The sequence below is a fragment of the Gilvimarinus algae genome (assembly GCF_030518215.1).
GTDB classification, from domain to species: domain Bacteria; phylum Pseudomonadota; class Gammaproteobacteria; order Pseudomonadales; family Cellvibrionaceae; genus Gilvimarinus; species Gilvimarinus algae.
In genome coordinates this window covers 327,357-353,997 of record NZ_JAULRT010000060.1, presented here as the reverse complement: position 1 = coordinate 353,997, position 26,641 = coordinate 327,357, and the positions used below count along the sequence as shown (strand labels likewise).

Annotated in this window: 24 protein-coding genes and 1 CRISPR repeat array; of the genes, 16 read left to right on the top strand and 8 right to left on the bottom strand. The window is 56.4% G+C overall.

Translation table 11 applies throughout. The features are described from left to right. Window positions 1–52: 52 nt before the first annotated feature. On the top strand, window positions 53–1,855 hold the full coding sequence (locus QWI16_RS14175) for a cyclic-di-GMP receptor FimW-related protein (RefSeq protein WP_302714094.1): 1,803 nt from the start codon (window positions 53–55) through the stop codon (window positions 1,853–1,855). A 418-nt stretch (window positions 1,856–2,273) separates the two neighbouring features. Next, a complete protein-coding gene (locus tag QWI16_RS14170) occupies window positions 2,274–4,355 on the top strand; it encodes an EAL domain-containing response regulator (RefSeq protein WP_302714093.1) in 2,082 nt (693 codons plus the stop codon). Window positions 4,356–4,393: 38 nt separating this feature from the next. Here QWI16_RS14170 and serB read toward each other — a convergent pair whose 3' ends face one another. Next, window positions 4,394–5,611: a phosphoserine phosphatase SerB gene (serB, locus tag QWI16_RS14165; RefSeq protein WP_302714092.1), complete on the bottom strand. Its 1,218-nt coding sequence runs from the start codon at window positions 5,609–5,611 to the stop codon at window positions 4,394–4,396. A 192-nt stretch (window positions 5,612–5,803) separates the two neighbouring features. Between serB and QWI16_RS14160 the strand changes: the two genes are divergently transcribed. The 6 genes from QWI16_RS14160 to QWI16_RS14135 all read left to right on the top strand — a co-directional run bounded on the left by QWI16_RS14160 (window position 5,804) and on the right by QWI16_RS14135 (window position 12,026). Then, a complete protein-coding gene (locus tag QWI16_RS14160; RefSeq protein ID WP_302714091.1) occupies window positions 5,804–6,907 on the top strand; it encodes a hypothetical protein in 1,104 nt (367 codons plus the stop codon). Window positions 6,908–7,011: 104 nt separating this feature from the next. Then, window positions 7,012–8,751: a bifunctional ornithine lipid synthase OlsF gene (gene olsF / locus QWI16_RS14155; RefSeq protein ID WP_302714090.1), complete on the top strand. Its 1,740-nt coding sequence runs from the start codon at window positions 7,012–7,014 to the stop codon at window positions 8,749–8,751. 75 nt (window positions 8,752–8,826) lie between these two features. Beyond that, window positions 8,827–10,188 carry a UDP-N-acetylmuramate:L-alanyl-gamma-D-glutamyl-meso-diaminopimelate ligase gene (gene mpl / locus QWI16_RS14150; RefSeq protein WP_302714089.1) on the top strand — a complete coding sequence of 454 codons (1,362 nt, stop codon included), beginning with the start codon at window positions 8,827–8,829 and terminating at the stop codon, window positions 10,186–10,188. 10 nt (window positions 10,189–10,198) lie between these two features. After that, window positions 10,199–10,819: a flavin prenyltransferase UbiX gene (locus tag QWI16_RS14145; RefSeq protein ID WP_302714088.1), complete on the top strand. Its 621-nt coding sequence runs from the start codon at window positions 10,199–10,201 to the stop codon at window positions 10,817–10,819. 2 nt (window positions 10,820–10,821) lie between these two features. Further along, window positions 10,822–11,721 (top strand): hydroxymethylglutaryl-CoA lyase, encoded by a 900-nt coding sequence (locus tag QWI16_RS14140; RefSeq protein WP_302714087.1) that lies wholly within the window; start codon window positions 10,822–10,824, stop codon window positions 11,719–11,721. Then, window positions 11,718–12,026 (top strand): DUF2288 domain-containing protein, encoded by a 309-nt coding sequence (locus QWI16_RS14135; protein WP_302714086.1) that lies wholly within the window; start codon window positions 11,718–11,720, stop codon window positions 12,024–12,026. The genes QWI16_RS14140 and QWI16_RS14135 overlap by 4 nt, the downstream gene beginning before the upstream one ends. Window positions 12,027–12,097: 71 nt before the next feature. Here the strand turns inward: QWI16_RS14135 and QWI16_RS14130 are convergent, their stop codons facing one another. After that, complete coding sequence (locus tag QWI16_RS14130) at window positions 12,098–12,883, bottom strand: sulfite exporter TauE/SafE family protein (RefSeq protein ID WP_302714085.1); 786 nt, start codon at window positions 12,881–12,883, stop codon at window positions 12,098–12,100. A 223-nt stretch (window positions 12,884–13,106) separates the two neighbouring features. Between QWI16_RS14130 and QWI16_RS14125 the strand changes: the two genes are divergently transcribed. Continuing rightward, window positions 13,107–14,159, top strand: a complete 1,053-nt coding sequence (locus QWI16_RS14125; RefSeq protein WP_302714084.1) for an aldo/keto reductase — start codon at window positions 13,107–13,109, stop codon at window positions 14,157–14,159. 289 nt (window positions 14,160–14,448) lie between these two features. Then, the gene (locus QWI16_RS14120; protein ID WP_302714083.1) at window positions 14,449–14,916 is read left to right on the top strand and encodes an ion channel; all 468 of its coding nucleotides are present in this window, start codon (window positions 14,449–14,451) and stop codon (window positions 14,914–14,916) included. A gap of 103 nt (window positions 14,917–15,019) precedes the next feature. Here the strand turns inward: QWI16_RS14120 and QWI16_RS14115 are convergent, their stop codons facing one another. Continuing rightward, on the bottom strand, window positions 15,020–16,444 hold the full coding sequence (locus tag QWI16_RS14115) for a GTPase (protein WP_302714082.1): 1,425 nt from the start codon (window positions 16,442–16,444) through the stop codon (window positions 15,020–15,022). 188 nt (window positions 16,445–16,632) lie between these two features. Here QWI16_RS14115 and QWI16_RS14110 point away from each other — a divergent pair, with 188 nt between their 5' ends. The 5 genes from QWI16_RS14110 (at window position 16,633) to QWI16_RS14090 (ending at window position 19,369) form a co-directional block, all read left to right on the top strand. Beyond that, a complete protein-coding gene (locus QWI16_RS14110) occupies window positions 16,633–16,848 on the top strand; it encodes a dodecin (RefSeq protein WP_302714081.1) in 216 nt (71 codons plus the stop codon). A 109-nt stretch (window positions 16,849–16,957) separates the two neighbouring features. Further along, a complete protein-coding gene (locus QWI16_RS14105; protein ID WP_302714080.1) occupies window positions 16,958–17,239 on the top strand; it encodes a peptidylprolyl isomerase in 282 nt (93 codons plus the stop codon). Between the two features lie 326 nt (window positions 17,240–17,565). Then, window positions 17,566–17,994 (top strand): DUF3429 domain-containing protein, encoded by a 429-nt coding sequence (locus QWI16_RS14100; protein WP_302714079.1) that lies wholly within the window; start codon window positions 17,566–17,568, stop codon window positions 17,992–17,994. Window positions 17,995–18,406: 412 nt separating this feature from the next. After that, entirely contained in the window at window positions 18,407–18,793 is a 387-nt protein-coding gene (locus tag QWI16_RS14095) for a hypothetical protein (protein ID WP_302714078.1), read from the top strand. A gap of 156 nt (window positions 18,794–18,949) precedes the next feature. Continuing rightward, window positions 18,950–19,369 carry a helix-turn-helix domain-containing protein gene (locus QWI16_RS14090; protein WP_302714077.1) on the top strand — a complete coding sequence of 140 codons (420 nt, stop codon included), beginning with the start codon at window positions 18,950–18,952 and terminating at the stop codon, window positions 19,367–19,369. A 53-nt stretch (window positions 19,370–19,422) separates the two neighbouring features. Here the strand turns inward: QWI16_RS14090 and QWI16_RS14085 are convergent, their stop codons facing one another. Further along, window positions 19,423–19,749 (bottom strand): hypothetical protein, encoded by a 327-nt coding sequence (locus QWI16_RS14085; RefSeq protein ID WP_302714076.1) that lies wholly within the window; start codon window positions 19,747–19,749, stop codon window positions 19,423–19,425. 171 nt (window positions 19,750–19,920) lie between these two features. Here QWI16_RS14085 and QWI16_RS14080 point away from each other — a divergent pair, with 171 nt between their 5' ends. Continuing rightward, complete coding sequence (locus QWI16_RS14080; RefSeq protein WP_302714075.1) at window positions 19,921–20,157, top strand: helix-turn-helix domain-containing protein; 237 nt, start codon at window positions 19,921–19,923, stop codon at window positions 20,155–20,157. Window positions 20,158–20,312: 155 nt separating this feature from the next. Next, window positions 20,313–22,260: a CRISPR direct-repeat array (repeat unit 28 nt; unit sequence TTTCTTAGCTGCCTGTACGGCAGTGAGC). 130 nt (window positions 22,261–22,390) lie between these two features. On the opposite strand, the gene cas6f is transcribed toward QWI16_RS14080, so the two are convergent. Genes cas6f through csy1 form a run of 4 tightly spaced genes read right to left on the bottom strand, consistent with a single transcriptional unit; the run spans window position 22,391 to window position 26,354 of the window. Then, entirely contained in the window at window positions 22,391–22,954 is a 564-nt protein-coding gene (gene cas6f / locus QWI16_RS14075) for a type I-F CRISPR-associated endoribonuclease Cas6/Csy4 (protein WP_302714074.1), read from the bottom strand. Window positions 22,955–22,957: 3 nt separating this feature from the next. Then, the gene (gene csy3 / locus QWI16_RS14070) at window positions 22,958–23,977 is read right to left on the bottom strand and encodes a type I-F CRISPR-associated protein Csy3 (RefSeq protein WP_302714073.1); all 1,020 of its coding nucleotides are present in this window, start codon (window positions 23,975–23,977) and stop codon (window positions 22,958–22,960) included. 21 nt (window positions 23,978–23,998) lie between these two features. After that, window positions 23,999–24,997 (bottom strand): type I-F CRISPR-associated protein Csy2, encoded by a 999-nt coding sequence (csy2, locus tag QWI16_RS14065; protein ID WP_302714072.1) that lies wholly within the window; start codon window positions 24,995–24,997, stop codon window positions 23,999–24,001. Continuing rightward, window positions 24,990–26,354 carry a type I-F CRISPR-associated protein Csy1 gene (gene csy1, locus QWI16_RS14060; RefSeq protein ID WP_302714071.1) on the bottom strand — a complete coding sequence of 455 codons (1,365 nt, stop codon included), beginning with the start codon at window positions 26,352–26,354 and terminating at the stop codon, window positions 24,990–24,992. Before csy1 ends, csy2 begins: the two co-directional genes overlap by 8 nt. Between the last annotated feature and the right edge of the window lie 287 nt (window positions 26,355–26,641).

Sequence of the window (26,641 nt, the reverse complement as noted above, 5' to 3'; positions counted from 1 at the left end):
CGAGACGAAATCCGCTATATTCCTGATAAGATACGAGCGACGCTGAGGACGCATGAATACCCAGACCGAACAGCAACAGTTATTGGCAAGGCTGCGCTTGCCCGAGGCGGACCTCAAGCAGTTGAGTTTCTGCAAAAGCGCGTCGCCCAAGAGTGTTGAACAGTGGGTCGATGCCCTGCCGCTGACGCGTACCAGTTTTGTCAGTGCCGTTCTCTATTCAGCATTACCTGAGCTGGCCCGCTTAAAGACCGATGGCGACAACCATGTGGCGGTTCTCGAAGTGGTGCGCCCCGCCGTGCAGGGCTGCATTGTCGGTCTGTCAAAAGCCTTTCTCAATCAGCCGATCATCCTGCCCGAGCCCGCGCGCAAAGCCGCCACCGTGGCCCAGGCGCTGCAAAAACACTTGAGCAACGCCTATTTAGCCGCAGTGCGCGATGTGCTGTCAGGGCGCTGCTCCGACGAGCTCAAGGCGCTGACAATTCACCGGGCCATTACCGGTCTGGGCCTGCTGTTGCTGCGCAGCTACCAGCTGTATACACCCACCATCAACCAGCTGTGGCGCGAACTTCATACCCTTTACCATTTGGCAGAGCTGCACAACCTCACACGGGTAGCGGTTGACGACCCCCTGCCCTATCATCGGGGCGTGCGCACCATTGATGCCGCCTACCTGCGCATCTGCCTGCTGGCCTCCTGTCGCCCCAACCAGTTGCGCCAAAACGACCTCTACCACATTTATCTGGCGCTGGAGACGCTCGCTGGCAAGGCGCGCCTCGATACCCTCGACCCGGAGCAGGCCAGCAACCTCTACAGCGTTATGCTCGACAGTGACACGCCGCCGGTGTATCGCACGCGCCTGAGCCTGTACGAGAGCGATGTAGTGCGCCAAATAGACACCACCGCTCTGTGCGACGAACTGGCGTCTATTCTCCATTCACCAGATACCCTGAAAAACATGAAGCTGTCCTCGGCGCTGGTGACTCACGCAATCAACGCCTGGCAGAAGCCGGCCCAGCGCAGCTTTGATCGCCACGCCGGGGAGGGCCAGCTTGAGGTGACCGTCGGCCTGTCCAACCTGCACTTTCACGTGGCCGATGAAACACCTTTTAATATGTTTGTGCGCCAACCCTCCGACCTGGGTCTGGACGACAGTGACGACGGCATTTTTAAAAAGCGCAGCTTAAAGCTCAAAGACCGCATCAGCCCCGAGGCCGCCGACCCCTGGGGCGAGGCTTTTGATGTGGCCAAGCCCACTATCACCAACTCCAGCGCTTCTACCAGTAATGTCGAGGAAAGTATCCGCCGCAGCGCCCGGCTGCGCTATCGCGGCCAGCACCCCATTTACTCGGTGGATGTGGTGGACGTCAGTGCCGGCGGTTACTGCCTGGAGTGGCATACCGAAAGCCCCCTACAACTCAAGGCCGGCGAGTTGCTCGGGGTGCGCGAACCCGGGCGTCACAAATGGGCCATAGCGGCAGTTCGCTGGGTACAGCAGGCGCGCGGCTCAAGCCAGCTGGGCATCCAGCTGCTGGCGCCCCAGGCGCAGCCCGCCGCTGCCGCCCTGCTGCAAAAAACCGGCGATTCGGCCGAATACCTGCGGGTACTCGCGCTACCCGCCCAGCGACTGGCCAACCGCCCCGCCAGCTTGCTAACCAACGCCTTGAGCTTTCACGAGCAGCAAAAAATTAAGCTCTATCAAAACGGCAAGCTCACCACCATGCAACTGACAAGGCGCCTGTTTACCACGGGCACCGTGAGTCAGTTTGCCTATAAGACCCTGGTCAGCACCGACGCCAACACCGAAAAGGCCGACAAGCGCTCAACCGACGACTTCGAATCCGTATGGCGTGAATAAGGTCGTGATAAGGGGGCGAGCGGGAAACGCCAAGCTCGTCGCATTTTTCAACCACAAGGGTGAAGGCGGCGCATCAATCATTTTACAGGTGTTGTCCTGGGGCCGGTTTCGGTTAATATAGTTGTCGCTTCCGGCCAGATAGACTACATATTGCAAGTACATGCCGACGGCCGGTATGACTTTTCGAGTGAATGGATTTCTTTCCGCTAGGATCTGTTAACACTCTTCGGGTAGTGCCCGTAGCAATGGCTGCGCACTCTTGTCCTCACAGGGAGAAGGGATTGGTGAGTGTTACCGCCACGGCACAGCAACAACGCTTACCCGAAGGCGCATGAGACATGCCCTGTTAACAGACCTGAGGGATCAGCGGCGAGCGCACTCAACCAACGATGAGAATAGACGAGCGCAGTTATCCTCTATGAACCCCAATGAAACGATCCGCCTGCTTATCCTCAACGACTCCCAGGCCGAGGCGGAACGCCTTATCAGCATGCTGCATAACGCCGGACGACCCAGTCGCGCCCAGCATGTGACCAGCAATGAGTCCTTGGTCAAGCTGCTGGAAGATCAAGCGTGGGACTTGATGATCGCCCACGACAAAACCCAGAACCTGACGCCTCAGGAGGCGATTAAACAGATTCGCCGTCTCAATAAGGACGTTCCGATGGTTCTGCTCACCGACGAAGAGGGCAGCCCCACCATTGTCGAAGGCATGAAACTCGGCGCCGTCGATGTGGTGCGCCTGGATGAAGATCAGCACCTGCTGCTGGTCATCGGTCGCGAAATCGCCAACCGCAATCAACGTCAGGAAAAGCGCATTACCGACCGGCGCTTTCGCGAGTCCGAGCGCCGCTCCCAGTCGCTGCTGGACAGCTCTCGCGACGCCATTGCCTATGTTCAGGATGGGCTCTACCTCTACGCCAACGAGTCCTTTGCCGAGCTGTTTGGTTACAACGATAAAGACGATATCGACTGCATGCCCATCATGGACATGGTCAGCGACGAAGACCAGGCCACCCTGAAAGAGTTTCTTAAAGAGTTTACGCTCAAGGGTGTGGATGCCGAATCCACCAAGCTGAATTTTCAGGGCCTAAAGCAGGACGGCTCCAGTACCGACATCGCCCTGCAAGTGGCCCACGCCACCTACGATGACGAGCCCTGCATTCAGTTTCTCGCCAAAGCCACACGCAAGGACGCGGCCACTGCTCGCGAGCTCGAAGCCGTCAAGTGGAAGGATGTGGTCACCGGGCTGAACAATCGCACCCACATGTTGGCCCACACCGACAAACTGATCGACAACCTGCCCGATGGCCAGAGCCGGGCGCTGCTGTACATTGATATTGATGACTATGCCGATGCCGTGCAGGGCAAACTCGGGGTGGCGGGCGCCGACGCCGCGCTCAAGGATCTCGCCCAGCTGTTCGCCAGCAAGGCCGGAGAGGGCGAAAGCCTGGCCCGTTTCGGCGACTCCAGCTTCACCCTGCTCACCGGCAACACCACCGCCAACGAAGCGGTAAAGCGCGCCGAAGCCCTATGCCGGGAAATTGCCGACCACATTGTCGAGGTCAACAGTAAGACCCTGCAGGTCAACGCCTCCATTGGTGTCTCGATTATCAACGAGAACAGTGTCAGCGCTGAGACGGTGATTGAGCAGGCCATAGACGCTATGGAAAAAGCGCGCGAAGCGGAAGATGCCCAGGCCCTGCTCTACGAGCCGCCCATCAGCGAAGAAGAGCGCCAGGAGCGGGATATCGTCGGCGAGGTGCAGCACGCGTTGGACAACGATTTGTTCCGCTTGCTGTTCCAACCCATTATCAGTTTGCGCGGTTCTGACGAAGAGTACTACGAGGTATTGCTGCGCCTGGTGAACAGTGAGGGCGAAGAAGTTTCCCCCAACCGCTTTCTCGAGTCGGCGGCTGAGGCCGGTATAGGCGTAAAAATTGATCGCTGGGTGATTCTCGAGTCGATTAAGATGTTGTCCGAGCACCGCGCCCGCGGCAATAAAACCAAGCTTATCGTCAACCTCAACCGCGCCTCGGTGTGCGATGAAACCCTCGTTCCCTGGCTCGGCGTTGCCTTTAAGGCGGCCAAGCTCACCGCCGACTCGGTGGTGTTCCAGGCGCAGGAAGTAGACGTCACCAACCATCTGAATGCCGCCAAGGCGCTTAACAACGGTTTGACCAAGCTCGGCACGTCGCTGGCCATCAGTAACTTTGGCTGCTCGCTCAATCCGTTTAACGCGCTCAAGCACGTCAACGCCAGCATCATCAAAGTCGATGGCTCCTTTACCCAGGACATTCAGAGCAAGAGCGAGAGCCCCGAGGCACTCACACAATTACTGCAGGAGCTGCACGAGCAGGAGAAAATCACTATTGTGCCTTTTGTAGAAAACGCCAGCGTGCTGTCTACGCTCTGGCAGGCAGGGGTGCACTTTATTCAGGGGCACTATCTGCAGGAGCCAACCCACTCCATGAGTTACGATTTCAATATGGAAGGCTAAGCTGTGAAGCAGGCGGCGCCAGCCGCCTGCGTGTGTCATCAGACAATTTGATCGCGTTCGCGAAACCCCATCAGATACAAAATCGCATCCAGCCCCAACGTCGAAATCGCCTGCTCGGCCGAAGCTTTCACCAGGGGCTTGGCCCTGAAAGCAATGCCCAGGCCTGCGGCACCAAGCATCGGCAGATCATTGGCGCCATCGCCGACAGCGATGGTTTGTTCAGTAGTGATGCCCTCGCGCTCGGCAAGCATTTTTAACAGCGCCGCCTTGCGCTCGCCATTAACCACCTCGCCTTTGACCTCCCCGGTGACCTTGCCATCGACAATATCCAGGGTGTTGGCGTAAACGTAATCAATGCCCAGCTTTTTCTGCAAATACTCGCCAAAGTACTGAAAGCCGCCGGAGAGAATAGCGGTTTTATACCCGAGTTTTTTCAAGCTGGCGATCAGCTTTTCCGCGCCCTCGGTAATCGGCAAATGCTCAGCGATCTCGGCCAGCACTCGTTCATCGAGCCCCTTGAGCAGCGCCATCCGCCGGGCGAAGCTCTCGTTAAAATCCAGCTCACCGCGCATGGCCAGCTCGGTAATCTCGGCCACCTGCTGGCCCACGCCGGCGGCCTTGGCCAGCTCGTCGATCACCTCGGCCTCGATCAGCGTGGAGTCCATGTCAAAGCACACCAAGCGCCGGTTGCGCCGGTAGACCGTGTCCTTTTGAAAGGCGATGTCCACCTCGTGCAGAGTCGACAGCTCCATAAAGTCGGCCCGCAGCGCCTCGCGGTCGGCCGGCTCACCGCGGACGGAAAACTCCACGCAGGCGCTGGTTTTGCGATCGGCACCGTCCAGAGAAATACGCCCGGAGAGACGATTGATGTTGTCGATATTCAGCCCGTGCTTGACGGTGACCTGAGTCAGATCGGCAATTTGCCCGGCAGTGACTTCGCGCGCGAGCAGGGTCACGATGTAACGTGCCTTGCCCTGCTGCTCCACCCACTGCTGGTAATTGTCGTGGTCAATCGGTGTAAAGCGGATATTGATACCCAGCGCCGCCGTCGCCGCTTGCAGCTCATCGAGCAGCTGCTGTTGGCTGACATTGGCCGTATCCACCCCCACCAGTAAACCGAGGGTGAGGCTGTCGTGGATCACCGCCTGGCCAATATCGAGAATGGCGGCCTGATAGCGACCGAGAACCTGAGTAATGGCTGAGGTGACGCCCGGCCGGTCGGAGCCGACGGCGCTAATCAAGAGGATCTGTTTCACAATGACCGATAAAGTCCGAAGAAAAGGCGCATTATAGCGGCTAAGGTTGGGCTCTGACTATGAAGCCGCACAAGGCCCGCTCCCGCGTTGCACCGCTGTTGAAGCGCCCCGGGCTATTCATTCACCCTCACTCATGTTTAGATACCGCAACTGCGCTAGAATGCGCCGACTTCTAACAACAGCGGATCCCCCATGAGTCTACGCCAGCGTCTGTCCCGCGCCCCTTTGCTCGGCCTGTGTACCCTGGCGGTGTTGCTGCTGGGAGTGCTGGGCGTGTTCCTGACGCTGGCACAAGCCGATGCCCAGCGCCAGGAACAGGCCTCACGCTACGGCCAGGCCCTCGCCGAGCGGGCCGCCTCGCAGGCCGTGGAGCCCGCCCTGGCGCAGGACATGATCAGCCTGCAGGTAATTTTGCAGAGCCTGGCGAAGCAGCCGGATGTGCGCGGCGCCACCATTCACGATGTCGAGAACCGCCTGCTGGTGCAAAGCGGCAGCAGTGAGCTGACCCCCGGTCACCGGGCGCTGAGCTTCACCGCACCCATCACTTTGGACACACACATCGCCGGGCACCTCACAGTGACCTTATCCCTGGCACCGGTGTATCAAGCCTACAGCACCTGGCTCTGGCTCTGGACGCTTGCCATTGTCGGCTGCCTGGCGCTCTTGTGGCTCGCCCAGCACCGGCTGACAGAAGCTTTGGCCGCTCCGCCTCCGTTAACGGTGCCTACAAAGGAAGAAGCCAACGCCGAGCCCCCGGCGCTGCCCGACTGCACTGTCATCATCGAGCTGGTTTTTATCAATATCAATGAACTGAGCCAGCAGCTCTCGCGCGCGGGTTTTGAAGAGCGCCTGAACCGCTTTGACCAACACCTGCGCGGTATACTTGCGCTCTACACCGGCAGCAAACAGCACTTCAGCGGCGACCGTCTGCAACTGGAAGTGGCGGGTGACTCCAACGAGAACGCCTGCTTTTACGGTATCTGCATCAGCGTGCTCGCGCTTGGGTTGTGCAACACCGAAGACAGCCCCAAACTCAAATTGGCGGCCAATATTCTCGCCGCGGACACCGCCGATGACGCCCTCACCCTGAGCGAGGCCTACCACAACCCCCGCCCGCACGCACCGACGCATCAGCGCAGCGACGTCTGGATTGACCCGCGCCTGCAGAGCGACGCTCTGCTGCACCACATTGAGCTCGGCGAGGCCGGCCTTTTGCGCGACATCAAGCCGCCCTATAAAGCCCTACTGGAACGCCAGCAGGAGCAACTGCAGCGGCTCGCACACACACTTGATTAAGGCCTGTCACAGGCCGGTCACCAAAGCATCACGCAACTGTCACTTTTTCGATCTAGCTTAGCCCCAACACCCACCCAGGCGGGTGACCACAACGGGCGAGAGCTATGCTGAACATCGAACAATCTGTCACCGAGAAATTCCCGCGCTTTGCCAACACCAAGCCCATTATTCGACGACCGACGCTGTCGCTGCTGCGCAAACTGACCCACGAGCAAGAGATCAACCAGTTTCTGCGCAATCATGAAGGGCTGCGCGGCATTGACTTTATCGATCAGATTTTCGAGTTTTTTAACTTTACCTACAGCGTCGGCTCGCGCGATCGCAACAACATTCCCGCCCAGGGCCGCGTGGTGATCATTGCCAATCACCCCATAGGCTCGCTGGACGGATTGGCGCTGCTGCGCATGGTGAGCGAGGTTCGCCCGGACGTGCGCATCGTCGCCAACGACATGCTCATGGCCTTTGAGCCATTGCACAATGTCTTTTTGCCGCTCGATAACATGACCCGCGGCGCCTACCGCAGAAGTTATAAGGCGATAGCCCAGGCGCTGAACAACGACCAGGCCGTGATTATTTTTCCCGCCGGCGAAGTCTCCCGAGCCAGCCCCAAGGGCATTCGCGACGGCGCCTGGCACGCGGGCTTTTTGCACTTTGCGCGCAAAACCGGCTCGCCCATTCTGCCCATGTTTATCGAGGCAAAAAACTCCCTGCTGTTTTACTCCGCCTCCATGCTCTACAAGCCGTTTGGCACAGCACTGCTCGCGCGCGAAATGTTTAAAAAGCAGTCGGCGGAAATCCGCATCCGCATCGGCGAGCCTATCCCTCACGCCGAGCTGGACACCGACAAACTGGCCGATAAAGCGCTCATCAAGCGCCTGAAAAAACACGTTTATAAACTGCGCAAAAAGCGCGGTGCCCAGTTCGTGACCGAACGCACCATCGCCCACCCCGAAGAGCGCGGTGCAATCAAGGCCGAGCTGGCGAACGCGCAGCATATTGGCACCACCTCTGACAACAACAAGATCTTTCTCTGCGATTACCAGAGCCATCCTACCGTGTTGCGCGAAATCGGCCGGCTGCGCGAACACACCTTCCGGCTGGTGGGAGAAGGCACTGGCGCGCGCCGCGACCTGGACAAGTACGATCATCACTACCGCCACCTGGTGCTCTGGGATGAGAGCAACCTGACCATTGCCGGTGCCTACCGCATTGGCGACTGCGGCCGCATTTTGCAGCAGATGGGCGCGGCCGGCCTCTACACCGACGAGCTGTTCAACTACCACCCAGAGGTTTTCACTTACCTGGAACAAGGTGTCGAACTCGGCCGCAGCTTCGTCAACCCCAAATACTGGGGCAAGGCCAGCCTGGATTACCTCTGGCAGGGCCTCGGCGCCTATCTCACGCACAACCCGCAAGTGCGCTATGTGCTCGGGCCGGTGAGTATGAGCGCCGCCTACCCCAAGGCGCTGCGTGACCTTACCGTGTACTTTTACGAGCGATACTACCGCACCGCCAAGCCCCTGGCTCAGGCGAACCACCCGCACTTTATCGAGCCGGACGACTTTGCCGCGATCAATCAGCGCTTCAGCGGCATGGATCAGGAGCAGGCCTTCCGCTACCTGCAACAGCAGTTCGCCGAGGCCGGCCACAAGTTCCCCACCCTCTACAAACAGTACGCCGCACTCTACGAGCCCGGCGGCTACAGCTTGCTGGCGTTTAGCGTCGATTCGGATTTTGGCGACTGCCTGGACGGTTTGTTTATGGGCGATCTCACCCTGATGAAAGCGACCAAGAAAAAGCGCTATTTTGGCGAAGACATACCACCGGTGGCTGTCAACGGTTAACGGCGCCAGCCGTACCCTCCTATTGCCGCATTATGCTAAGCTCGCCCCACATCCAAGTGGGCGGGTTTTTTCAGCATGCATATCCATATTCTCGGCATCTGCGGTACTTTTATGGGCAGCCTTGCCTGCCTGGCCAAGGAGCTGGGGCACCGGGTAACCGGCTCGGATCAAAACGTCTACCCCCCCATGAGCACGCAGCTCGAGCAAGTCGGTATCGAGCTGATCAGCGGTTATGATCCGGCGCAGCTGGAGCCCGCACCCGATCTGGTGATTATCGGCAACGCCCTGAGCCGCGGCAACCCGGCGGTAGAAGCAGTACTGGAAAAGGGCCTGGCCTACACGTCCGGCCCCGAATGGCTGCGCCAACAGGTGCTGCCGGGCAAATGGGTACTGGCGGTCTCCGGTACCCACGGCAAAACCACTACCGCCAGTTTGCTCGCCTGGATTTTAGAATACGCAGGCATGAGCCCGGGGTTTTTAATCGGCGGCGTGACCCAGAACTTTCCCGTTTCCGCCCGCCTGGGCGATACACCGTTTTTTGTGATTGAGGCCGATGAATACGACAGCGCCTTTTTCGATAAGCGCTCCAAGTTTGTTCACTATCAACCGCGCACCTTGATCATCAATAACCTGGAATTTGACCACGCTGACATCTTTGACTCACTCGCGGACATTCAAAAGCAGTTTCACCACCTGGTGCGCACCGTGCCCGGCAGCGGGCGCATTATTTCCCCCGCCGCCGTTCCAGCCATTGACGATACCCTGGCCAAAGGTTGCTGGAGCGAGCGCGAAACCTTCGGCGAGACCGGCCAGTGGCAAAGCCACAAGCTCGCCGCCGACGGCAGCCACTTTCAAGTGCTCAACGGTGATGCCACCGTGGCCGAGGTACAGTGGCAACTGACCGGCGAGCACAACGTCAACAACGCTTTAGCCGCGATCCTGGCGGCGCGCCATGTGGGCGTCACCCCCGAGATCAGCGCACGGGCGCTGGCCCAATTCAAAGGGGTCAAACGACGCATGGAATGCATAGCCGATGTCCACTCGGTAAAAGTCTACGACGACTTTGCCCACCACCCCACCGCCATTCGTACCACGCTGGCCGGCCTGCGCGCGGCCGTGGGCGAGGGCAAGATCATCGCCATCATCGAGCCGCGCTCGAACACCATGCGCATGGGCACCCACAAAGACGCCCTGGCCCCGGCCTGCGCCGAGGCCGATGATGTGCTCTGGTATCAGCCGCCGGAGGCCAACTGGGACTTGGCCGATGTGGTCAACCGCTCGCCGGTACCGGCCAAACTCTACCGCGAGCTGGACAGCCTGATGCACGACGCCCTGGCACTGTGCGAAGCGGACAGCCATATTGTGATTATGAGCAACGGCGGCTTTGGCGGCCTGCATCAAAAACTGGTGCAGCAGCTGACCAAGCACGCCCTGTAACGGAGGCGGCATGAGCACACCCAGCGACACACGCACCATTACCCTCGCCATGACCGGCGCCTCGGGCGCCCAGTACGGCCTGCGCCTGCTGCAGTGTTTGCTGGCGGCCGACTGCAATGTCTACCTGCTGCTGTCATCGGCCGCCGAGGTGGTTATCCGCACCGAAACCGATCTGGAACTGCCCACGCAGCTCGAAGAGCAGCAATTATTTTTAAGCCAGCGCTACGGCGCCGCCGACGAACAACTCACCCTGTTTGGCCGCGACGACTGGTTCTCACCCGTGGCCTCGGGCTCCAGTTCGCCGTCATCCATGGTGATCTGCCCCGCCAGTGGTGGCACCCTCTCGTCCATCGCCACAGGCGCCAGCAACAACCTGATCGAGCGCGCCGCGGATGTCGCGTTAAAAGAGCGCCGCCAACTGATCGTGGTGCCGCGCGAAACGCCCTACTCGGCCATCCACCTTGAAAACATGCTCAAGCTCAGCCAACTGGGCGCCCTGGTGTTGCCCGCCAGCCCAGGCTTTTACATGCAACCGAGCCGTATTGAAGAGCTGGTGGATTTTGTCGTTGCCCGCATTCTCGATCAGCTCGGCCTGGAGCAAGACTTGATGCCACGCTGGGGCGAAGAATAACCGTGCTGCCGGCGCGCGTTGATATCGTCGAGGTGGGCCCGCGCGACGGCCTGCAAAACGAGCCGGGCACCATCGCCCTGGCCGATAAACTCGCGCTTATCCATGCCCTGGCCGATGCCGGCCTGACGCGCATTGAGGCCGGCGCCTTTGTAAACCCCAAATGGGTGCCGCAAATGGCCGACAGCGAAGCGGTGTTTGCCGGCATAGAGCGCACGCTGGGCGTGCGCTACAGCGCGCTAACGCCAAACCGAAAGGGCTTTGAGCGGGCACAGGCCGCGGGCGCCGATGAAGTCGCAATATTCGCCGCCGCCTCCGAGGCCTTTAGCGAGAAAAACCTCAACTGCTCCATCGCCGAAAGCCTGGATCGCTTTGCCGAGGTGGCCCGCGCCGCACGCGAACACGCCATTCCCCTGCGCGGTTACATCTCTTGCGTGCTTGGCTGTCCTTACAGCGGCGAGGTAGAGCCCACATTGTGTTTGGATATTGCCCAAGAGCTGCTGGCCATGGGCTGCTACGAGATCTCTCTGGGTGACACTATCGGCGTGGGCACCGCCGCTCACACCGAAAGACTGCTTGAGCATTTACTCCCACACATCCACGCCGACAAACTCGCCGTCCATATGCACGACACCTACGGCCAGGGGCTCACCAATATTTACCGCGCGCTGCAGATGGGCATAGCGGTTGTCGACAGTTCAGTGGCGGGACTGGGGGGTTGCCCCTACGCCAAAGGCGCTAGCGGCAACGTTGCCACCGAAGACGTGCTATACCTATTAAACGGGCTCGGCATAGAGCACGGCGCCGACCTTCACAAGGTTATGCACGCCGGTGCGCGTATTTGCGAGCGATTGAACAAATCCAATAACAGCCGCGCGGCAAAGGCACTGCTGAGCAAACCATGATTGAAGACGACTTGCTAAAAGCCAAGGTCAACCTGGAAACCGCCACCATCGCCTGGCGCGAGCTGCAGCGCTTTTTTGCCGCAGGCAACGCCATATTTGTCGCCCCCGAGCTGGACCTGACGCAAGTGGCGAGCGAAATGGCTCGTGACAACGCCGCGCAAATTCAACAGTGGATGGAAGCCGGGCAGGTAGAACCCGTGAGCGATGAAGCGGCGCAAGCCTGGTTTGAGCAAGACGCCATTCTCTGGGCCGTGGTGATCAAACCCTGGGTGTTGGTGCAGGAAAAAAGCGAGTCTGAGGCCTGAGATTAAAACCTCTGCCCTAGAGGCTTACGGCCTAATAGCCCTTGTATTGAACATCAGCCAAACCCAACCGCTCAGTACGCCAAAACCCCGCGCACGACGGCGGCCACACCGGCCATGGCAGCAATAGAGAGAATCACCGGGCGCAATGCGTTAAACGGCAGCCGCGTCACTAAATGACCGGACAGCCAGAAACCGATAAACACACCCGGGCAGGTGGCAAACACAAGGGTCATTTCCGTCATGCCGATGTACCCGGCCGGGGCCAGGGCGACAACGCTGGCCAGGCTGGCAAACAGAAAAAACGCCGAGAGGTTGGCACGCACCAGCTCGCCCGGCTCGTTTTGGTAAATCAGGGCAATGGGCGGCCCACCCACGGCGGTAATGGTGCCCATATAGCCCGAGGCGCCACCGGCCAGCATACTGTTGCGCGCCGACAGGCCCGGCTTTAGGCCCAAAACACTCAGCCCCACCGCCAGCAAGATCAGCACGCCAAACACTAATTCAAAACCCTGGGCCGTCAGAATGGTCAGGGTAATCGCCGCCAGCGCCGTGCCCACCACATTGCCGCCAATGGCGTAGCGCACTGGCCGAAAACTGAGGCTCTGGTGATTACGGATCAGCATCAGGATATTCAGAATCACCGCGTTAATGATCATCACTCCCGGCAAAAACGCCGGGCTGATCAGAAACATCAGAGGCGCCGACAGAGTCCCGATGCCATACCCCGCCACCCCTTGCAGGCAGGAGCCGGCAATGAGCGCGAGGTTGGCGAGCAAAATCTGGATCAGGGTAATATCGGACAACGAGGAACTTCCCGGCGGTTGCAACTGGCGCCGCTCAGGGCGGCATATTGTCATACAATTTTAGTCGTAAATTTGGCTTTGAGCGACAACTTTTGCATAACTTTTGCGAGCGCCGCTCAAGAGCGCGAGCGCACGCAAAAATGCGCGGGCATTCGCCAGCAGGATTATTTGCACAGCGTCGGCCTTACATGTCAAAAAACGTAAGGAACCTTGGCCCCCGGCCAGCGCCGCCGCCATACTGTGGCGCTGCCAAACTCGTCACTCAAGGAGCAACACCATGCGCTACAGCACACTCGGCCATTCAGGACTGAAAGTCTCGCGGGTATGCCTGGGCACTATGACCTGGGGCCGGCAAAACGATCAGCAGGAAGCCAACCAACAAATTGAGTACGCCCTGGCGCACGGCATTAACTTTATCGACACCGCCGAAATGTACGCTGTACCGCCCACGGCCGACACCTACGGCACCACCGAGACCATTATTGGCCACTGGCTCGCGGCGAATTCCTCGCGGCGCGACGAGTTTATTCTCGCCAGTAAAATCGCCGGCAACGGCCTCAAGCACATTCGCGGTGGCGGCGACATTACTGGCGAAACCGTGATTCAGGCGATTGACGACTCCCTCGCGCGCCTGCAAACCGACTACATCGACCTCTACCAATTACACTGGCCCAACCGCACCTCGCCGCACTTTGGCAAACACGCGCCCGGCCGCATCCGCTTTAGCGACGTCAACACCGCAGAGCATTCCACGCAAATGCTTGAAATTCTGCAGGCGCTGGACGAGTGCGTGAAAGCCGGCAAAATTTTGCATTTTGGCTTATCCAACGACACGCCCTGGGGCGTGAATGAATACATTCGCCTGAGTGAAAAGCATAACCTCACCCGCGTCACGTCCATCCAAAACGAATTCAATTTGCTGCAAACCCGCGATTGGCCGTTTTTAATTGAAAACTGTGTTCACCAACGGGTCGCTTACCTGCCCTGGTCACCACTGGCCACCGGTGCCCTCACCGGCAAGTACCTAAACGGCGCGCGACCGCCCGGCGCGCGCTGGAACCTAATCCAACGCAACGGCCTGTTCCGCGACACCGAACACACCAACGCCGCCGTCGCTGACTATCTGCAAGTGGCGCAAAAGCACGGCCTCAGCCCCGCGCAAATGGCCCTGGCCTGGTGCGATCAGGTAGACGGCGTCACCTCCACCATCATCGGTGCGACTCACATGGACCAGCTAAAAGAAAATATCGCCGCCTTTGAATTGTCGCTCAGCGATACGGTGCTGGCCGATATCGCCGAAGTGCACCGCCGGTATCCTGTGCCGTTCTAAACGTTTAAATCGCATGCACGACACGCTATTAACAAGGCAATTGTGATTGTCGGGTGAATAGCGGCGCAGGATGCGTCGAAGGCGAGCGCGAGTCCGATAAAATCAAGGGATTTCACTAATTCCGCCGATTCTACAGGGCGCCGATTAAGAGGCTCAGGAGGAGCATCTTAATGGCCAAGCTAATCGGATGATCAAATTTCGCCAGGCGCGCGAATGACTTTCCGGCCTGGGCACATCCGTCTACAGGCCGTAGAATAAACCAAAAGAGTGAACAGGCGGCAAGATATCCATGCTAGCAAACCAATCATCCTGGGTGGTCGGTATCGTCACAACCGTGGTGGTGGCACTGGTGGTGGTTTTCCACTACGAGGCGATTCAGTGGCTCAATCGCTGGCACTGCGAGCGCCATAAACACTACGGGCACCGGCATCACACCCGCCCGCTGGTGCTGATGACCATGTTTGTCCTGCTGGTCGCTCATGTCGTGGAGATCTGGCTGTTCGGCATGGCACTGTGGCTCTTGGTAAGAACAGAAGGCTACGGCACGATCACAGGCTATGACGAGCTGAATATGCTCGACTGCGTGTATTTTTCCGCGGCCAACTACACCACCGTGGGCTGGGGCGATTTGATCGCGGTGGGGGATGTGCGCTTTTTAGCCGGCACCGAAGCACTGGTGGGGTTTATGATGATTACTTGGTCCGCCTCGTTCAGCTATCTGGTCATGAACCGCGCCTGGGGTGACGCCAAAGAATAGCCCTGGCGTGTTGGCACCCATTAAAAGCGGTATCGAGTTTTCGCGGTTAGAGGATGGATGGATTGCATAGCGCAACCTCTCGCTTCCCCCTTCACGCATCTCCTCATGGCTTTTTACCGCGGCGAAAAACCCCACGTGCGGTACGCCAGGCACTGCCTGCCACATTGCGCAGCTGACGCGCGGCGATTTCACGGTTTTCCGCGCGACGCTGGCGGTTCAGGTAACGCCAATAGTGGCTGCGCACTGCCTGGGCGTGGTGCAAGGCAAACGCAGCCGACAACCGCTGGCGGGCTTTGCTGGCCAAGGGCTCGGCAAGCGAAAGCGCCACCATATTCTCCGGCGCCACCGACAAGGTCTCGGCCAGATCGTGAATAAACGGCAAGGCGTCTTCTTGCTCACAGTGCGTCAAAGCGACCAGCAGCGGCGGCTCGGGTTGGCCAGCGCGCTCACCCACCCATCGCCTTAGCCGGCCGAGTTGTTCGGCGTTGTAATCGGCGTCCATTTGCTCGACGTCGCTCACCCAAATAATGGTATCGGCCTCAGCCACCGCTCGCCGCGCATGGCGCCTGGGTAAGTTTTTCCAGGCGGGGGTATCCCACAGTTCAAGCTCGCCCCATTCGGCGGAGCTGATTCGGTGGACAGCGATCCCGCTATCGCTGAGCTCGGGATCGGCGTGAGCTTCGCCGCCGGCGAGCGCTTCAATCAGGCTGGTCTTGCCGCTTTGCGCGGGGCCGACCACCAGCACTTGCAAGGGGCGCCCCTCCGCGCCCACCAGCTCACCGCTCAAGAGCAAATTGCCGCTGTACAATTCAATGGCGTAAAAGCCAACCTTGCGCACATATTCCTGCAGCAGCCAGCGCTGCAACCGATCACTGCCATAGTCCAAAATATGGCCACTGACCGCGCGACTAAACTCTTTGTAGAGCGCCGTGGCCGGGCTCAACACCGCTCGACCAACGCGGTAAGCCTTGTGGTAGCGCATGGCCGTCTGCTGCAGGCGCCGCGCCTGCACCAAGTTGCCCAAACTGAGCCTGTGGCTGAACGGCAGGGTGTGCACAATTTCTTTGCGCAATTCGCGGCTGGCGCGCTCGATAATCAACAGCGTATGGGGCAGCGTCAACGCCAGCAGCGGCTGCTCCTTTTTCGGGTGGAAGTGCCCGGCGACTCGCTCCAGCGTCTGCTGCGCCAGGGACAATAGCGCAGAACTGTCACTCAACGGGTACTCAATGGGGTCAGCAGTATCCGCCAGCGCCTCAACCTGCGCCCAGGCGCCTTCGGCGGTAGACGACCAGTTACCATCGGCCCGGGTGCGCGATTCAAAAGCCCGGCGTTTGTCGTTAAACGCCAACCACCATTGCAACAGCATGGCCACAGCGGCGCAGGCTACCAAGAGCAGCAGCCATTCCAGCAAATGACCGCTCTGCCAAAGCCAAACCACCCCGGCCAACGGAAGAGCAGCAAAAGGCAAAAAGGCCAACACCAGCGCCAACAGGCGCAAGCGACCAAACTGATGAATCAGATCTTTCATGGCCCTATCTCTCGCGCCTTAACACGCAGCGCCCCTCTTTTCATAAGTCGAGTTCACAATGGTGACGTTGCCACAGCCTTGTACCAAAGTAAAACCGGCCGCGCAGGCTATAAAACCTCAGGAACCTTTTATTACGACCCAGCGTCTGTTTAACTGAAACCACACATTTGTATGATTCGGAGGTACTGATGTCCAATCACCACACCTACAAAAAGCTCGAAATTGTCGGCTCGTCGCCCAACAGCATTGAAGAAGCCATTGAAAACGGCCTGGCCGAGTGCAGTAAAAGCGTTAACCACCTTGAATGGTTTGAGGTGGTCGAAACCCGCGGTCATATCGTTGACGGTAAAGTCGGCCATTACCAAGTCAGTATGAAAATCGGCTTTCGTATAGAGGGCAGCTGACGGCGCCATGAACCTATACACACCCCTGGCACAGGACACTAGCACTAAGGCGCGATACCCCTTATGGTATGCGCCTTGCCCATCAACCCTTTGAAAGAGAGTCACAATTATGCCTCAAGCTGCCGCACGCCATATCCTGGTAGACAATGAAAACACCTGCAATGAGCTGAAAGCTAAAATCGAAGCGGGCGAAGATTTCGCCAAGCTGGCGCGGGACCACTCCCAATGCCCCTCCGGCCGCAGAGGCGGTGACCTGGGGACCTTCGGCCCGGGCCAGATGGTGCCGGAATTCGACAAAGTCGTGTTCAGCGCACCGGTCAACCAAGTCCAGGGGCCAGTCAAAACCCAATTTGGCTATCATCTGCTGGAAGTGACCGAGCGTCAGGACTGATCCTCACCAGTATCAGAAACATCCCACACGCCAAAATATATCTGCCCCGTGGCATCTAGACTGATACCACGGGGCTTTATGTCTCCTAGCAACACCTGACAATAATCGCTTTGGGTGGGCTTTAATACCTGGCAGGCTGTTGAAAAGCGTAGGCGAGACCGCCGATGCAAGGCAAAAATGACTGAAAAAGCGGAGTTTACACGTAGTAAATGAGCATTTTGAGGCCATTTTTAACACCGCAGCGGCAACGTAGGTAGTTTTTCAACACTCTGCTAGCCAAACATCCAGACCCTGGCCTCCTGCGTAAAATCACTTAAGGAGGCACTATGCATCATCGACTTCGCAACTTGCTCGGCTTCGCCGGCCTGATACCCTTCGTATCTTTCACACTTCTCAGCGCGATTTCGTACTCTCAGCACACAGCCGTGTTGCTGCTGATCAGCTACGGCGCCATTATCCTCAGCTTTATGGCCGGCAGCCTGTGGGGCCAAGCGCAGCACGACACTCACTCCCGAGCCGGACCGCTCATCGCCAGTAACGCCCTGGCGCTCAGTGGCTGGGCCGCCCTCTACTGCGCCGTAACCGGCTGGGCTCTACTGGCATTAATGGGACTTGCTTTGGCGTTTATATCCTGCTGGTGCTGCGAACGCGTGTGGCTTCAGCAAGAGCCTGATTACCAACGACTGCGCGGGGTGCTGACATCTATCGTTGTGCTGTGTCTCGCAGCCACTTCCGCGATTGTCAAGGCAAACTGAACTACCGGCAAGACTTGGCCTTTCTGTCACTGGACTCAGCCGGCCCTACTCACTTTCCTCCATTTCAGTCCTCTCAGCAAAAAAGTTTGACGGTGCGAGTGCCCGGCATTGGTAGCGTCAGAGGTCAGAACTCCGTCATTCACGGTTGATAAGCCTGACAATCCGTGGCACGATTTAGTCCATTGCTTTATTTTAAAAATACAGACATAAAGCATGTGACAAGTCGGCCGGAAAGGTGAGATAACAAGGCCAAGACCCGCAGAATAAAGCGCCTGCACAGCTTCACCTCCTTGACACTGAAGGCACAGAAAAGACTAAGTCGGCGTAACGCATAGCTCCCCTGAAACAAACCCTGTAAATGATAGAGCGCTTGGGCGATTTACAGCCATTTGAGCCAAATTGGAGCCGGAAATTGAAGAGAATACTATCGGTAATCTTACTGTCGCTGAGCGTTACCGCAGCGGCCGAAGACGGTTTGGTGATTCAGCTCACTATTGATGAAAAGACAATAGATGGGTCTAAAAAAAGCCAATACATCAATGCCCTTTTGTTGAGCTACCCTGGAACATCGGTGTCTAGGTTCCCCGACCAATATGAAGTGAAATTTCAGGTCGACACCCCTAAAGATAATATCTTTGATCTGGTGTTTACGCTAAAAGATCTTTCTTCTGGAAATCCTTACTATGTTGGCGCCACTCCAGTGTCTGTAAAAGTGGGTGAGTCCAGAACCGTTACGTTTGAACGCAATAGCCGAATCTATAACATTAATCTGGACACATCCTTTGGGGAGCTGCCCTAACCACCCGCTTAGTGCCGCAGCCGCTGGCCACTCGCACCGTATCACGGGCTACCTCGCTAACTAAAACCGCACTGTCGTGTAAGTGTCGCAGTAAAGTCGTAGCCGACACCGAGGTTATTTTTGGAAGATTTCACCACAAATTGGTGAGGACGGATCATGATTGTTAAAAAGTTAAGATTGGAGCGCAACTGGTCTCAGGAGCAGCTGGCAGAACTCTGCGGTCTCAATGTGCGTACCATTCAGCGTGTTGAGTCAGGTAATAAGGCCAGTATCGAGACCCTTAACAGCCTCGCCTCTGTATTTGAAGTGGATGTATCAACCTTGACGGAGGAAGTGACGGTGATAGATAAAAATTCAGAGGATTGGAAAGGGCTCCCACTGTGGTTCAGGCTGTCGTTAGCGGGCTCTCGCTCTAAGCGATCGGCAATAGTGGCTGAGCTTGCCATGGTGTTACTCGGCTTTGTGAGCTGGCTGATGATTGACCCCAATGCGTTTATAACACCCTTTATTTTCCTGTTTGCTTACGTAATGAGCTGGGTAAATCGGTATGGTGACAAGAAGAAAGTCTGGTCGTAGCAGTAGCCCAACAATAAACATTGCCGGGTGGCTAGACACCGCTTAACAAGCTGCTATTCAACGGAGCTGTCGGGGCCGCGGCTCAACAACCGAGTATCCGCCTCGCCACGCTCTGCCAACAACTGAAAAAAGTGAATCACCTGATCGCACTGTACGCACCACAAACGCTGCCGCTCACTTACCGCAGGCGGCACATTGGCCTTGCGCTGCAACGCCTCAGTCTCCACCCATAACTGCCGGCGCACCAGATAAAGGGTATCCAAAACCTCCTCGGCTGTCAGCGCCTCAGACGCCATCCAAGCCTCCAGCTGGTGCACCGGATAGCTGCATTTCGAGTTAAACCGGCAGATTTTATCTTTCAATGCCTGCTGCAACAACACTCCCGCCCCTCCTTAAGCAAACTTATCCAATGGTTCATACTTTTCAGAGTACCAAACTCTTTTTCCTTCCTTTGTCCACTGAGGACTATTTCAATCCTCAGAAGAAAATACCTCCAGAATAAAAATGGTACACCTACCCCCTAAGGTTCCAGGCAGGTGCATAACAATAGAATGGAGCGACAACTTCTCGGTGAGCGCTTAAGAATCGCGCGTGCCCGTCAGCGCATGAGCCAACTGGATTTGGTGATTGCTCTGGAGGAACGCGGCCTAACCCTGACGCAAAGCACGATTGGGAAAATCGAACGCGGCGAGCGCAACCTATACGTCCACCAACTGGTCGCGCTGGCAGAGACTCTGGATATCTCTCTGGACTGGGCCATTTATGGTGGGGAGCTGGATGTGAAGTAAGACAGTTTCTTGCTCAAGATCAACCCCTACCCCATAGAGGAACAAGTATCGGGAACTACAGAAGTACAAAGTCCGACTCCGATTTATATCAAAGGCTTCCAGTCTGCCTGTGCGGCAGTGAGCATTTCTAAGTGCCGTTCACCGGCACACTGTAATTTCTTAGCTGCCTGTACGGCAGTGAGCATGCGGAGGCGGTGTGGGCGATTGCCCTTACCTTTCTTAGCTGCCTGTGCGGCAGTGAGCGTGTGATCTTACCGGCATCATTCACGAGCTCTTTTCTTAGCTGCCTGTGCGGCAGTGAGCGAGGACGAAACCAATGGCGACACGTCCAGCCATTTCTTAGCTGCCTGTGCGGCAGTGAGCATAATGGTCAGGTGCTTACCGATTGCCTCAAGTTTCTTAGCTGCCTGTACGGCAGTGAGCGACGGCAAGCCTGCAACAAAGCGCCAGGCCAATTTCTTAGCTGCCTGTACGGCAGTGAGCGTATTCCCGATCGCACGGGGGCCGGTGATGGATTTCTTAGCTGCCTGTACGGCAGTGAGCATATTGCGAGCGGATCACCCAACAGCGCCACTTTTCTTAGCTGCCTGTACGGCAGTGAGCGTGTCAGAGAGCGCACGGCGTATCTCCTGTGTTTTCTTAGCTGCCTGTACGGCAGTGAGCGTAACAATTAAATCAACGGACTGTGGTTCAAGTTTCTTAGCTGCCTGTACGGCAGTGAGCTCTTCGTTATCGAATGGCTGAATTTTGCTGGCTTTCTTAGCTGCCTGTACGGCAGTGAGCGGGCAGGCATACAAGCTTCAAGTCCTGACCAATTTCTTAGCTGCCTGTACGGCAGTGAGCCCTGAGGCCGCCTGCTTCGCGTAATCGTGTTGTTTCTTAGCTGCCTGTACGGCAGTGAGCGCAGTGCGAGGTAATGCGGCGCAACGGTATCATTTCTTAGCTGCCTGTACGGCAGTGAGCCGGTGGGACCATAGCTTTTCGATTCGAGGATCTTTCTTAGCTGCCTGTACGGCAGTGAGCGCTGACGCTGATTTGCCATGCACGCCGGGACATTTCTTAGCTGCCTGTACGGCAGTGAGCATGGCCATCTACCGGCCACGGTTTGTGGTCATTTTCTTAGCTGCCTGTACGGCAGTGAGCCTGCCCGTGTGGCCGCCGCTGCCGGTCTGGTGTTTCTTAGCTGCCTGTACGGCAGTGAGCTTTACGAACTGGGTAAACGTGTCTTGCAGGTTTTTCTTAGCTGCCTGTACGGCAGTGAGCCATAGCGTGAGCGGCCACAGCCGCGCCGTGACTTTCTTAGCTGCCTGTACGGCAGTGAGCATTCAGGTTGTAGTCCCCCTGCTCAAAAAAGCTTTCTTAGCTGCCTGTACGGCAGTGAGCCAATGCGGCTGTAGTTGATACCGACCCCGAATTTTCTTAGCTGCCTGTACGGCAGTGAGCTCGTCCACTGAGGCCGATGTGCTACAGATCAATTTCTTAGCTGCCTGTACGGCAGTGAGCGCCTCATCGAGGATTCAACGCCGACCCTCGCCTTTCTTAGCTGCCTGTACGGCAGTGAGCGTGCAGCGCCAGCACCTGGTGTTTGTGTTAAATTTCTTAGCTGCCTGTACGGCAGTGAGCGTGTGTTGGAGCAATACCAGCAGGTGGGCGAGTTTCTTAGCTGCCTGTACGGCAGTGAGCAAGCTGTTGGGTGCCATGCAGCCGTTCAATGTTTTCTTAGCTGCCTGTACGGCAGTGAGCGGGGACTTTCTCACCACTGGCGCCGGGCCTATTTTCTTAGCTGCCTGTACGGCAGTGAGCATGGTGGTAAGTCAGGCCAACGCCGCCCGCGATTTCTTAGCTGCCTGTACGGCAGTGAGCCAATTTGCGTGACTGTCACTTTTTCGGGCTGTTTTCTTAGCTGCCTGTACGGCAGTGAGCACGGTCGTACGAAGCATTGCCGTTCACAAGCTTTTCTTAGCTGCCTGTACGGCAGTGAGCAGAAAAGCCCCGTTATGTGCTGGCAGGCACCGTTTCTTAGCTGCCTGTACGGCAGTGAGCGCTAGAGATTCTTGAACGCTACATGCACCAATTTTCTTAGCTGCCTGTACGGCAGTGAGCTACAGAATCATAAAGCTAAGTAACTGATTTTTAAAGAACGAAGGCGCTTTTCGGCCACAAACCCTTTTGTATTTAGCAACTAAAAAAGCCCTTGCAAAACAAGGGCTTAAATATTTGGCCAGAAAAAGGGTTAAAACAAAGGTACGGTAGCAGTTTGGCTGAATCCATAGCTATTAAACTCTCCACCCTGACTGTTCGGCCCAACGCCACGTTGATCAATAAACAGGCAGAATGACTGGCCTGTACTGGCACTACGGATGGTTACATAAGGTACGTCGGGCTTCTTTTCTACAGTGGCAGGAATTGCTTGACATGCCTCATCATAACTTTCACCTTTGCGCTTCATGCGACGGCGGCGCAATCGCTCTGCATTGGTTTTGAACTGCCGCCGTGTGACACATTGGTAGCTCTTTTCCGATGGCACGGGGAGTATTTCGGATACGTCTGTATGATCGCGCATTCCCGTTAGCCAGCCTAGTTCCTGTAAGCGATGCAGAGAGGGCTTATCACTGTGCAAGCGCAGAACACCTCCGACACTTTTTGGTTTAACGGTATACTCAGGGAAACTAACACCGATATTCGTTGCCTTTTGCTCAACCAGAGCTCGGTGAAGTTTGTTGTAGAGCGCGCCCATCAGTAAAGCCAAAGAGAACTCGGGGTCGGGCAGTATGCTGATGTCCTGGTAATGATCCATACATCACCCCGCATCACCGAAGACACCACCGCGAATCAGCGTCGCCATCACAAAATGCTGCTGTTCAGTATCAGGTTCTTTATCTTTCAAAACCCAAGCGTCCAGCAAATTGTAAAAATCCATTTTTTGTTTAGGCTGACGATACGCTTTGCCCTGGGTGGTGACCGATCCATAGGGCTCTACCGCGATGGGGCCTAAATCGTCCGCGCCCTCATACCAGGTATCAACGGTGCGAATCGCATTACCGAGCTTTTGGGAATGAATGCCTGCAATATCTTTTACTTGATAAAGAGTTTTGCTTTTATCACCTCGGCCCCTGTCTAGAATCAGCTCTTGCGACGGGAATACCTCCTGCGCCGCACCAATCCGTACAAAAGCAGTTACCTGCAACAATACGTGTTGCTCGCCGTTCAAGCCGGATTCAATTACTTTTCCTAGAGTTTGAACATCGGTAGACAGGTTTTCGAAGTTACGCAGTGAAACATCCAATGCATTAAAGCTCCAGGTTTCGCTGGCGCTCCCGTTCGACATACGGGCCACATTCACGGTTACCGCTTCGGCCCCAACCCGGTTTCGCCAAAGGAATCGACCATTCGCTAGATTAGCGGCGTAGCGCTGCGCCAGGGTGCTAAAACCGGCTTTCGATACATATTGGCTTACGACGGATTGGAGTTTGTCTTGATACTCGCCGCTATTGCACGCCGAAGGGGTGCCCGCGCCAGGTAAAACCCGTAACGTAAAACTGACTTTCAAGGTATCAGCATCCGCCGGTAATGCAGCAACGTCGACCGTTTGCAAGTTTGGATTTTCAATCGCGGCATCCAACTTGGCAGGGTCTTGATCTTTGGTTTTCAGACGGTTTGAAATCGTCCCCCGCACCGACTTTTCAATAATACTGACCGGCTGCCAGTTGCGACTGTTTGCTTGATCGTCCCAGTCGCCTGCGTAAAACAGAGCATCGGAAGGGTCCAGCTTGCGCTCAAAAGCTAAAACAGAGGCGGTTTTTAGTGTTTCATTAGCCATAATTAATATCCTTTTAAAGTATTAGTCGTTGATAGTTTCGAGAATTTCAGAGGGTCGATAGTCGTTGCAAACGCGATAAGCACCCGTATCGGAGCAAGTATTGGCGTACCACAGGAGCTGCTCTGGTTTTTGCAGGCGGTGCGGGCTTAGCCATTCACCAATACTGAATAAGCTTTCGACAAAGCAAAAAGGGGTTGTATTGTCGCGGGCATTTTCTACGCTACCGGCGTCTTGCAGCTCTGTTAGCGCGCCATAGCCTATCGGCATAGGCACCAGCCAACCGGATCGGTTTTTACCCGAGGCGCGAGTAGCGATCCATTCACCTTTATCCGCATTGTCTTTTTCTGGCTGCCAGACATAGTCAATACGCGATAAAGACAGGAGTGCGTCTAAGCGCGTGGCTTTATTGTCCAACTCGCGTAACGCTTCGTACTCATTATTTAAGGCATCTTGTCGATCAGTTAAAACAAAGCCCGGCAATAAACGCATTTTAAGTTGATCAAACGTTTCTTCTCGCCCCTTAGCACCCGCAGCAAAACCGGCCATATAAGGCTGGGTTCGCCATGGGGGTTGAAGAGAAGGCACAACCGAGCCACCGGCAATGCGCATAGATTCAATCAGCGCTTTGACTTTGTCAGCCACAGCCTTTTGTTCAGTGTCATCAGCAATCAGTTCGCAACCAACAGCAAACACCAAACTGATATCCAAATGAACTCGCCCCTCTTCGGCAATGGCGGCTGTTTTACCGTCTTTACCCACGGGGTTTCGGGTTAAATGAAAGCCACTGACAAAGCCATCGCTTGCCACCTGCTCTTCGCAACCGTGCGACACCACGCCAACGGCGTTAAAGTCCAAATCCAGCCCGGCGGCCTTAGCTTTGCGCTCCAGCGCCCACATTAAACCGACAAAAGCGCTCATAGCGGGAAAACCGTGGGTCAGTGGGCTGGATATGGCGTTGGCATTTTGCACACGCAGGTGCGGCACCACCAATAAATAGTCAAAACCGGGGCACTCAGACATTGGCCACCTCCTTGTTTGCCTTAATTGCGCGTCGCTGAATGGTTGCGGGCCAGGCGGCGTTTACAATCGCCTGCTTGGCCCAGTGCGCGTGCTCGGCATCGCCCACCGGCAAACCGTCTGCAATCAAGCGGGCATTAACCTGGTTAGCAAACAGGCTTGCGACTTCATCGGGCCAGTCCTTCCACTCGAATGCACGCAGGAAAGCCTCGTCATCTTTCCTGTACTCTTCTCGAATAGGCAGGGTGGCACGGGCTTGATCCAGCCATATTTTTTCGCACAACGGTAATCGACACGCGGCATCCCGCGTCCAGCCGGGCTCCATTTCTGCCTGTAGCTCTGCACCATAAGCGGCGAGCGATTGCCCTAGGGCTTGCTCGATAGCCTCACGCTTTTGCCGTGTTTCCATAATGGCATTCGGGTCACTTTTAAGCAGTTTAACCAGCTTCCTAAATAAATCGCGAGCTTCACGCAGTTTAAAAAACTGATTCAATGAAGTGTCTGTATTTAACGGACTCCGCGACCACTCACGCGTCCACTGCGGCGGAGCAGATGCCAATAAATAATTCACGCCGCCGCGCTCGCTGTTTAATTGGCTGATATTTTGAGGCTTAGTGCCACCCAGCTTGCGCACCGCCACATTGGTGTACACCTTGTAAACACCATCGTGGGGTTGTTTTTTACTACGTGCCTGGCGAGCGGCCTTATTCACTTCGCCAAAGCGAGCGTCGTTAACTTCGGAATGTACTGCGTGCGCGAGCGGGCTGGAGAACAGTGGCTGCAACAAGTGAAAGCCGGCATTGTCCGTAGGATCGTCCGCCGCACACCAGTAAACCTGCTTAGCCATAACGTGCGAGGCAAGATTTTGGACTGGCCGAATTAACTCTTTAAAAGATTCCGCCCACGCGGCTGCTTTCCCCTCGTCGGAGTGAAGGGCAGCGATGGCATCGGTATCGTTTTGCTGAAACCATTCAATCAGCCGTTTTCCGTCAACTTCTAGCTTCAGAAACTTGTAAACATCCAGCGCAGCGGCATTACCGACCACATCTTCTGCATAGTCATCACCTAAAACATGGGTGCCAACTTCTAGTCGCTCGGGGAGGGATTTGGGGGAAACATACAGGCTGCTACCTTTAGCGTCCGGGTGGGTCGCTTTGGTAATATGGGTTACCGCCTGAATTTGCGAGACACGCTTGGCTGCGCTTTCCAGCCATACGTCGTAGTCGTACTTAGCCGCCACCTCGGCGGCCTTTTCATCGCTTAAACCATTTAACTTGGTATCGCGTCGCTCGTCGATAAATTCGGTGATCGCCTGGCGAAACACCGCAGACCGCGACGACGATTGCTCGTTATCGTGCATAGTGAGAACTCCTTTTGCGTTTATGATCGACTGAGCCGACCTAAAAGCTGTAGAATCCCCACAGCAACATGCTGCGGGGATGTGTAGATCAGTTCAGACTCTTCTGGTCATATGCGGGTCAGACATATCTCTATCCTCCTTAGCGCATCAAACCTGTGCTTGGGGCCGACTATCAACCGGCAGGTTGCTTTAACCCAAGCCACTGTTGGCGCAGTGGTTTGGGTACTTACCCACCAAGTTAAACCTCCGCCCCAAAGATGTCAACCAATGCTTGATCATGTATTCGA

Bases quoted from the DNA above. Each gene is read 5' to 3' on its own strand.
- QWI16_RS14175 (WP_302714094.1), top strand. From the start codon at position 53: ATGAATACCCAGACCGAACAGCAACAGTTATTGGCAAGGCTGCGCTTG.
- QWI16_RS14170 (WP_302714093.1), top strand. From the start codon at position 2,274: ATGAACCCCAATGAAACGATCCGCCTGCTTATCCTCAACGACTCCCAG.
- QWI16_RS14160 (WP_302714091.1), top strand. From the start codon at position 5,804: ATGAGTCTACGCCAGCGTCTGTCCCGCGCCCCTTTGCTCGGCCTGTGT.
- olsF (WP_302714090.1), top strand. From the start codon at position 7,012: ATGCTGAACATCGAACAATCTGTCACCGAGAAATTCCCGCGCTTTGCC.
- mpl (WP_302714089.1), top strand. From the start codon at position 8,827: ATGCATATCCATATTCTCGGCATCTGCGGTACTTTTATGGGCAGCCTT.
- QWI16_RS14145 (WP_302714088.1), top strand. From the start codon at position 10,199: ATGAGCACACCCAGCGACACACGCACCATTACCCTCGCCATGACCGGC.
- QWI16_RS14135 (WP_302714086.1), top strand. From the start codon at position 11,718: ATGATTGAAGACGACTTGCTAAAAGCCAAGGTCAACCTGGAAACCGCC.
- QWI16_RS14130 (WP_302714085.1), bottom strand. From the start codon at position 12,883: ATGACAATATGCCGCCCTGAGCGGCGCCAGTTGCAACCGCCGGGAAGT.
- QWI16_RS14125 (WP_302714084.1), top strand. From the start codon at position 13,107: ATGCGCTACAGCACACTCGGCCATTCAGGACTGAAAGTCTCGCGGGTA.
- QWI16_RS14120 (WP_302714083.1), top strand. From the start codon at position 14,449: ATGCTAGCAAACCAATCATCCTGGGTGGTCGGTATCGTCACAACCGTG.
- QWI16_RS14115 (WP_302714082.1), bottom strand. From the start codon at position 16,444: ATGAAAGATCTGATTCATCAGTTTGGTCGCTTGCGCCTGTTGGCGCTG.
- QWI16_RS14110 (WP_302714081.1), top strand. From the start codon at position 16,633: ATGTCCAATCACCACACCTACAAAAAGCTCGAAATTGTCGGCTCGTCG.
- QWI16_RS14105 (WP_302714080.1), top strand. From the start codon at position 16,958: ATGCCTCAAGCTGCCGCACGCCATATCCTGGTAGACAATGAAAACACC.
- QWI16_RS14100 (WP_302714079.1), top strand. From the start codon at position 17,566: ATGCATCATCGACTTCGCAACTTGCTCGGCTTCGCCGGCCTGATACCC.
- QWI16_RS14090 (WP_302714077.1), top strand. From the start codon at position 18,950: ATGATTGTTAAAAAGTTAAGATTGGAGCGCAACTGGTCTCAGGAGCAG.
- QWI16_RS14080 (WP_302714075.1), top strand. From the start codon at position 19,921: ATGGAGCGACAACTTCTCGGTGAGCGCTTAAGAATCGCGCGTGCCCGT.
- cas6f (WP_302714074.1), bottom strand. From the start codon at position 22,954: ATGGATCATTACCAGGACATCAGCATACTGCCCGACCCCGAGTTCTCT.
- csy3 (WP_302714073.1), bottom strand. From the start codon at position 23,977: ATGGCTAATGAAACACTAAAAACCGCCTCTGTTTTAGCTTTTGAGCGC.
- csy2 (WP_302714072.1), bottom strand. From the start codon at position 24,997: ATGTCTGAGTGCCCCGGTTTTGACTATTTATTGGTGGTGCCGCACCTG.
- csy1 (WP_302714071.1), bottom strand. From the start codon at position 26,354: ATGCACGATAACGAGCAATCGTCGTCGCGGTCTGCGGTGTTTCGCCAG.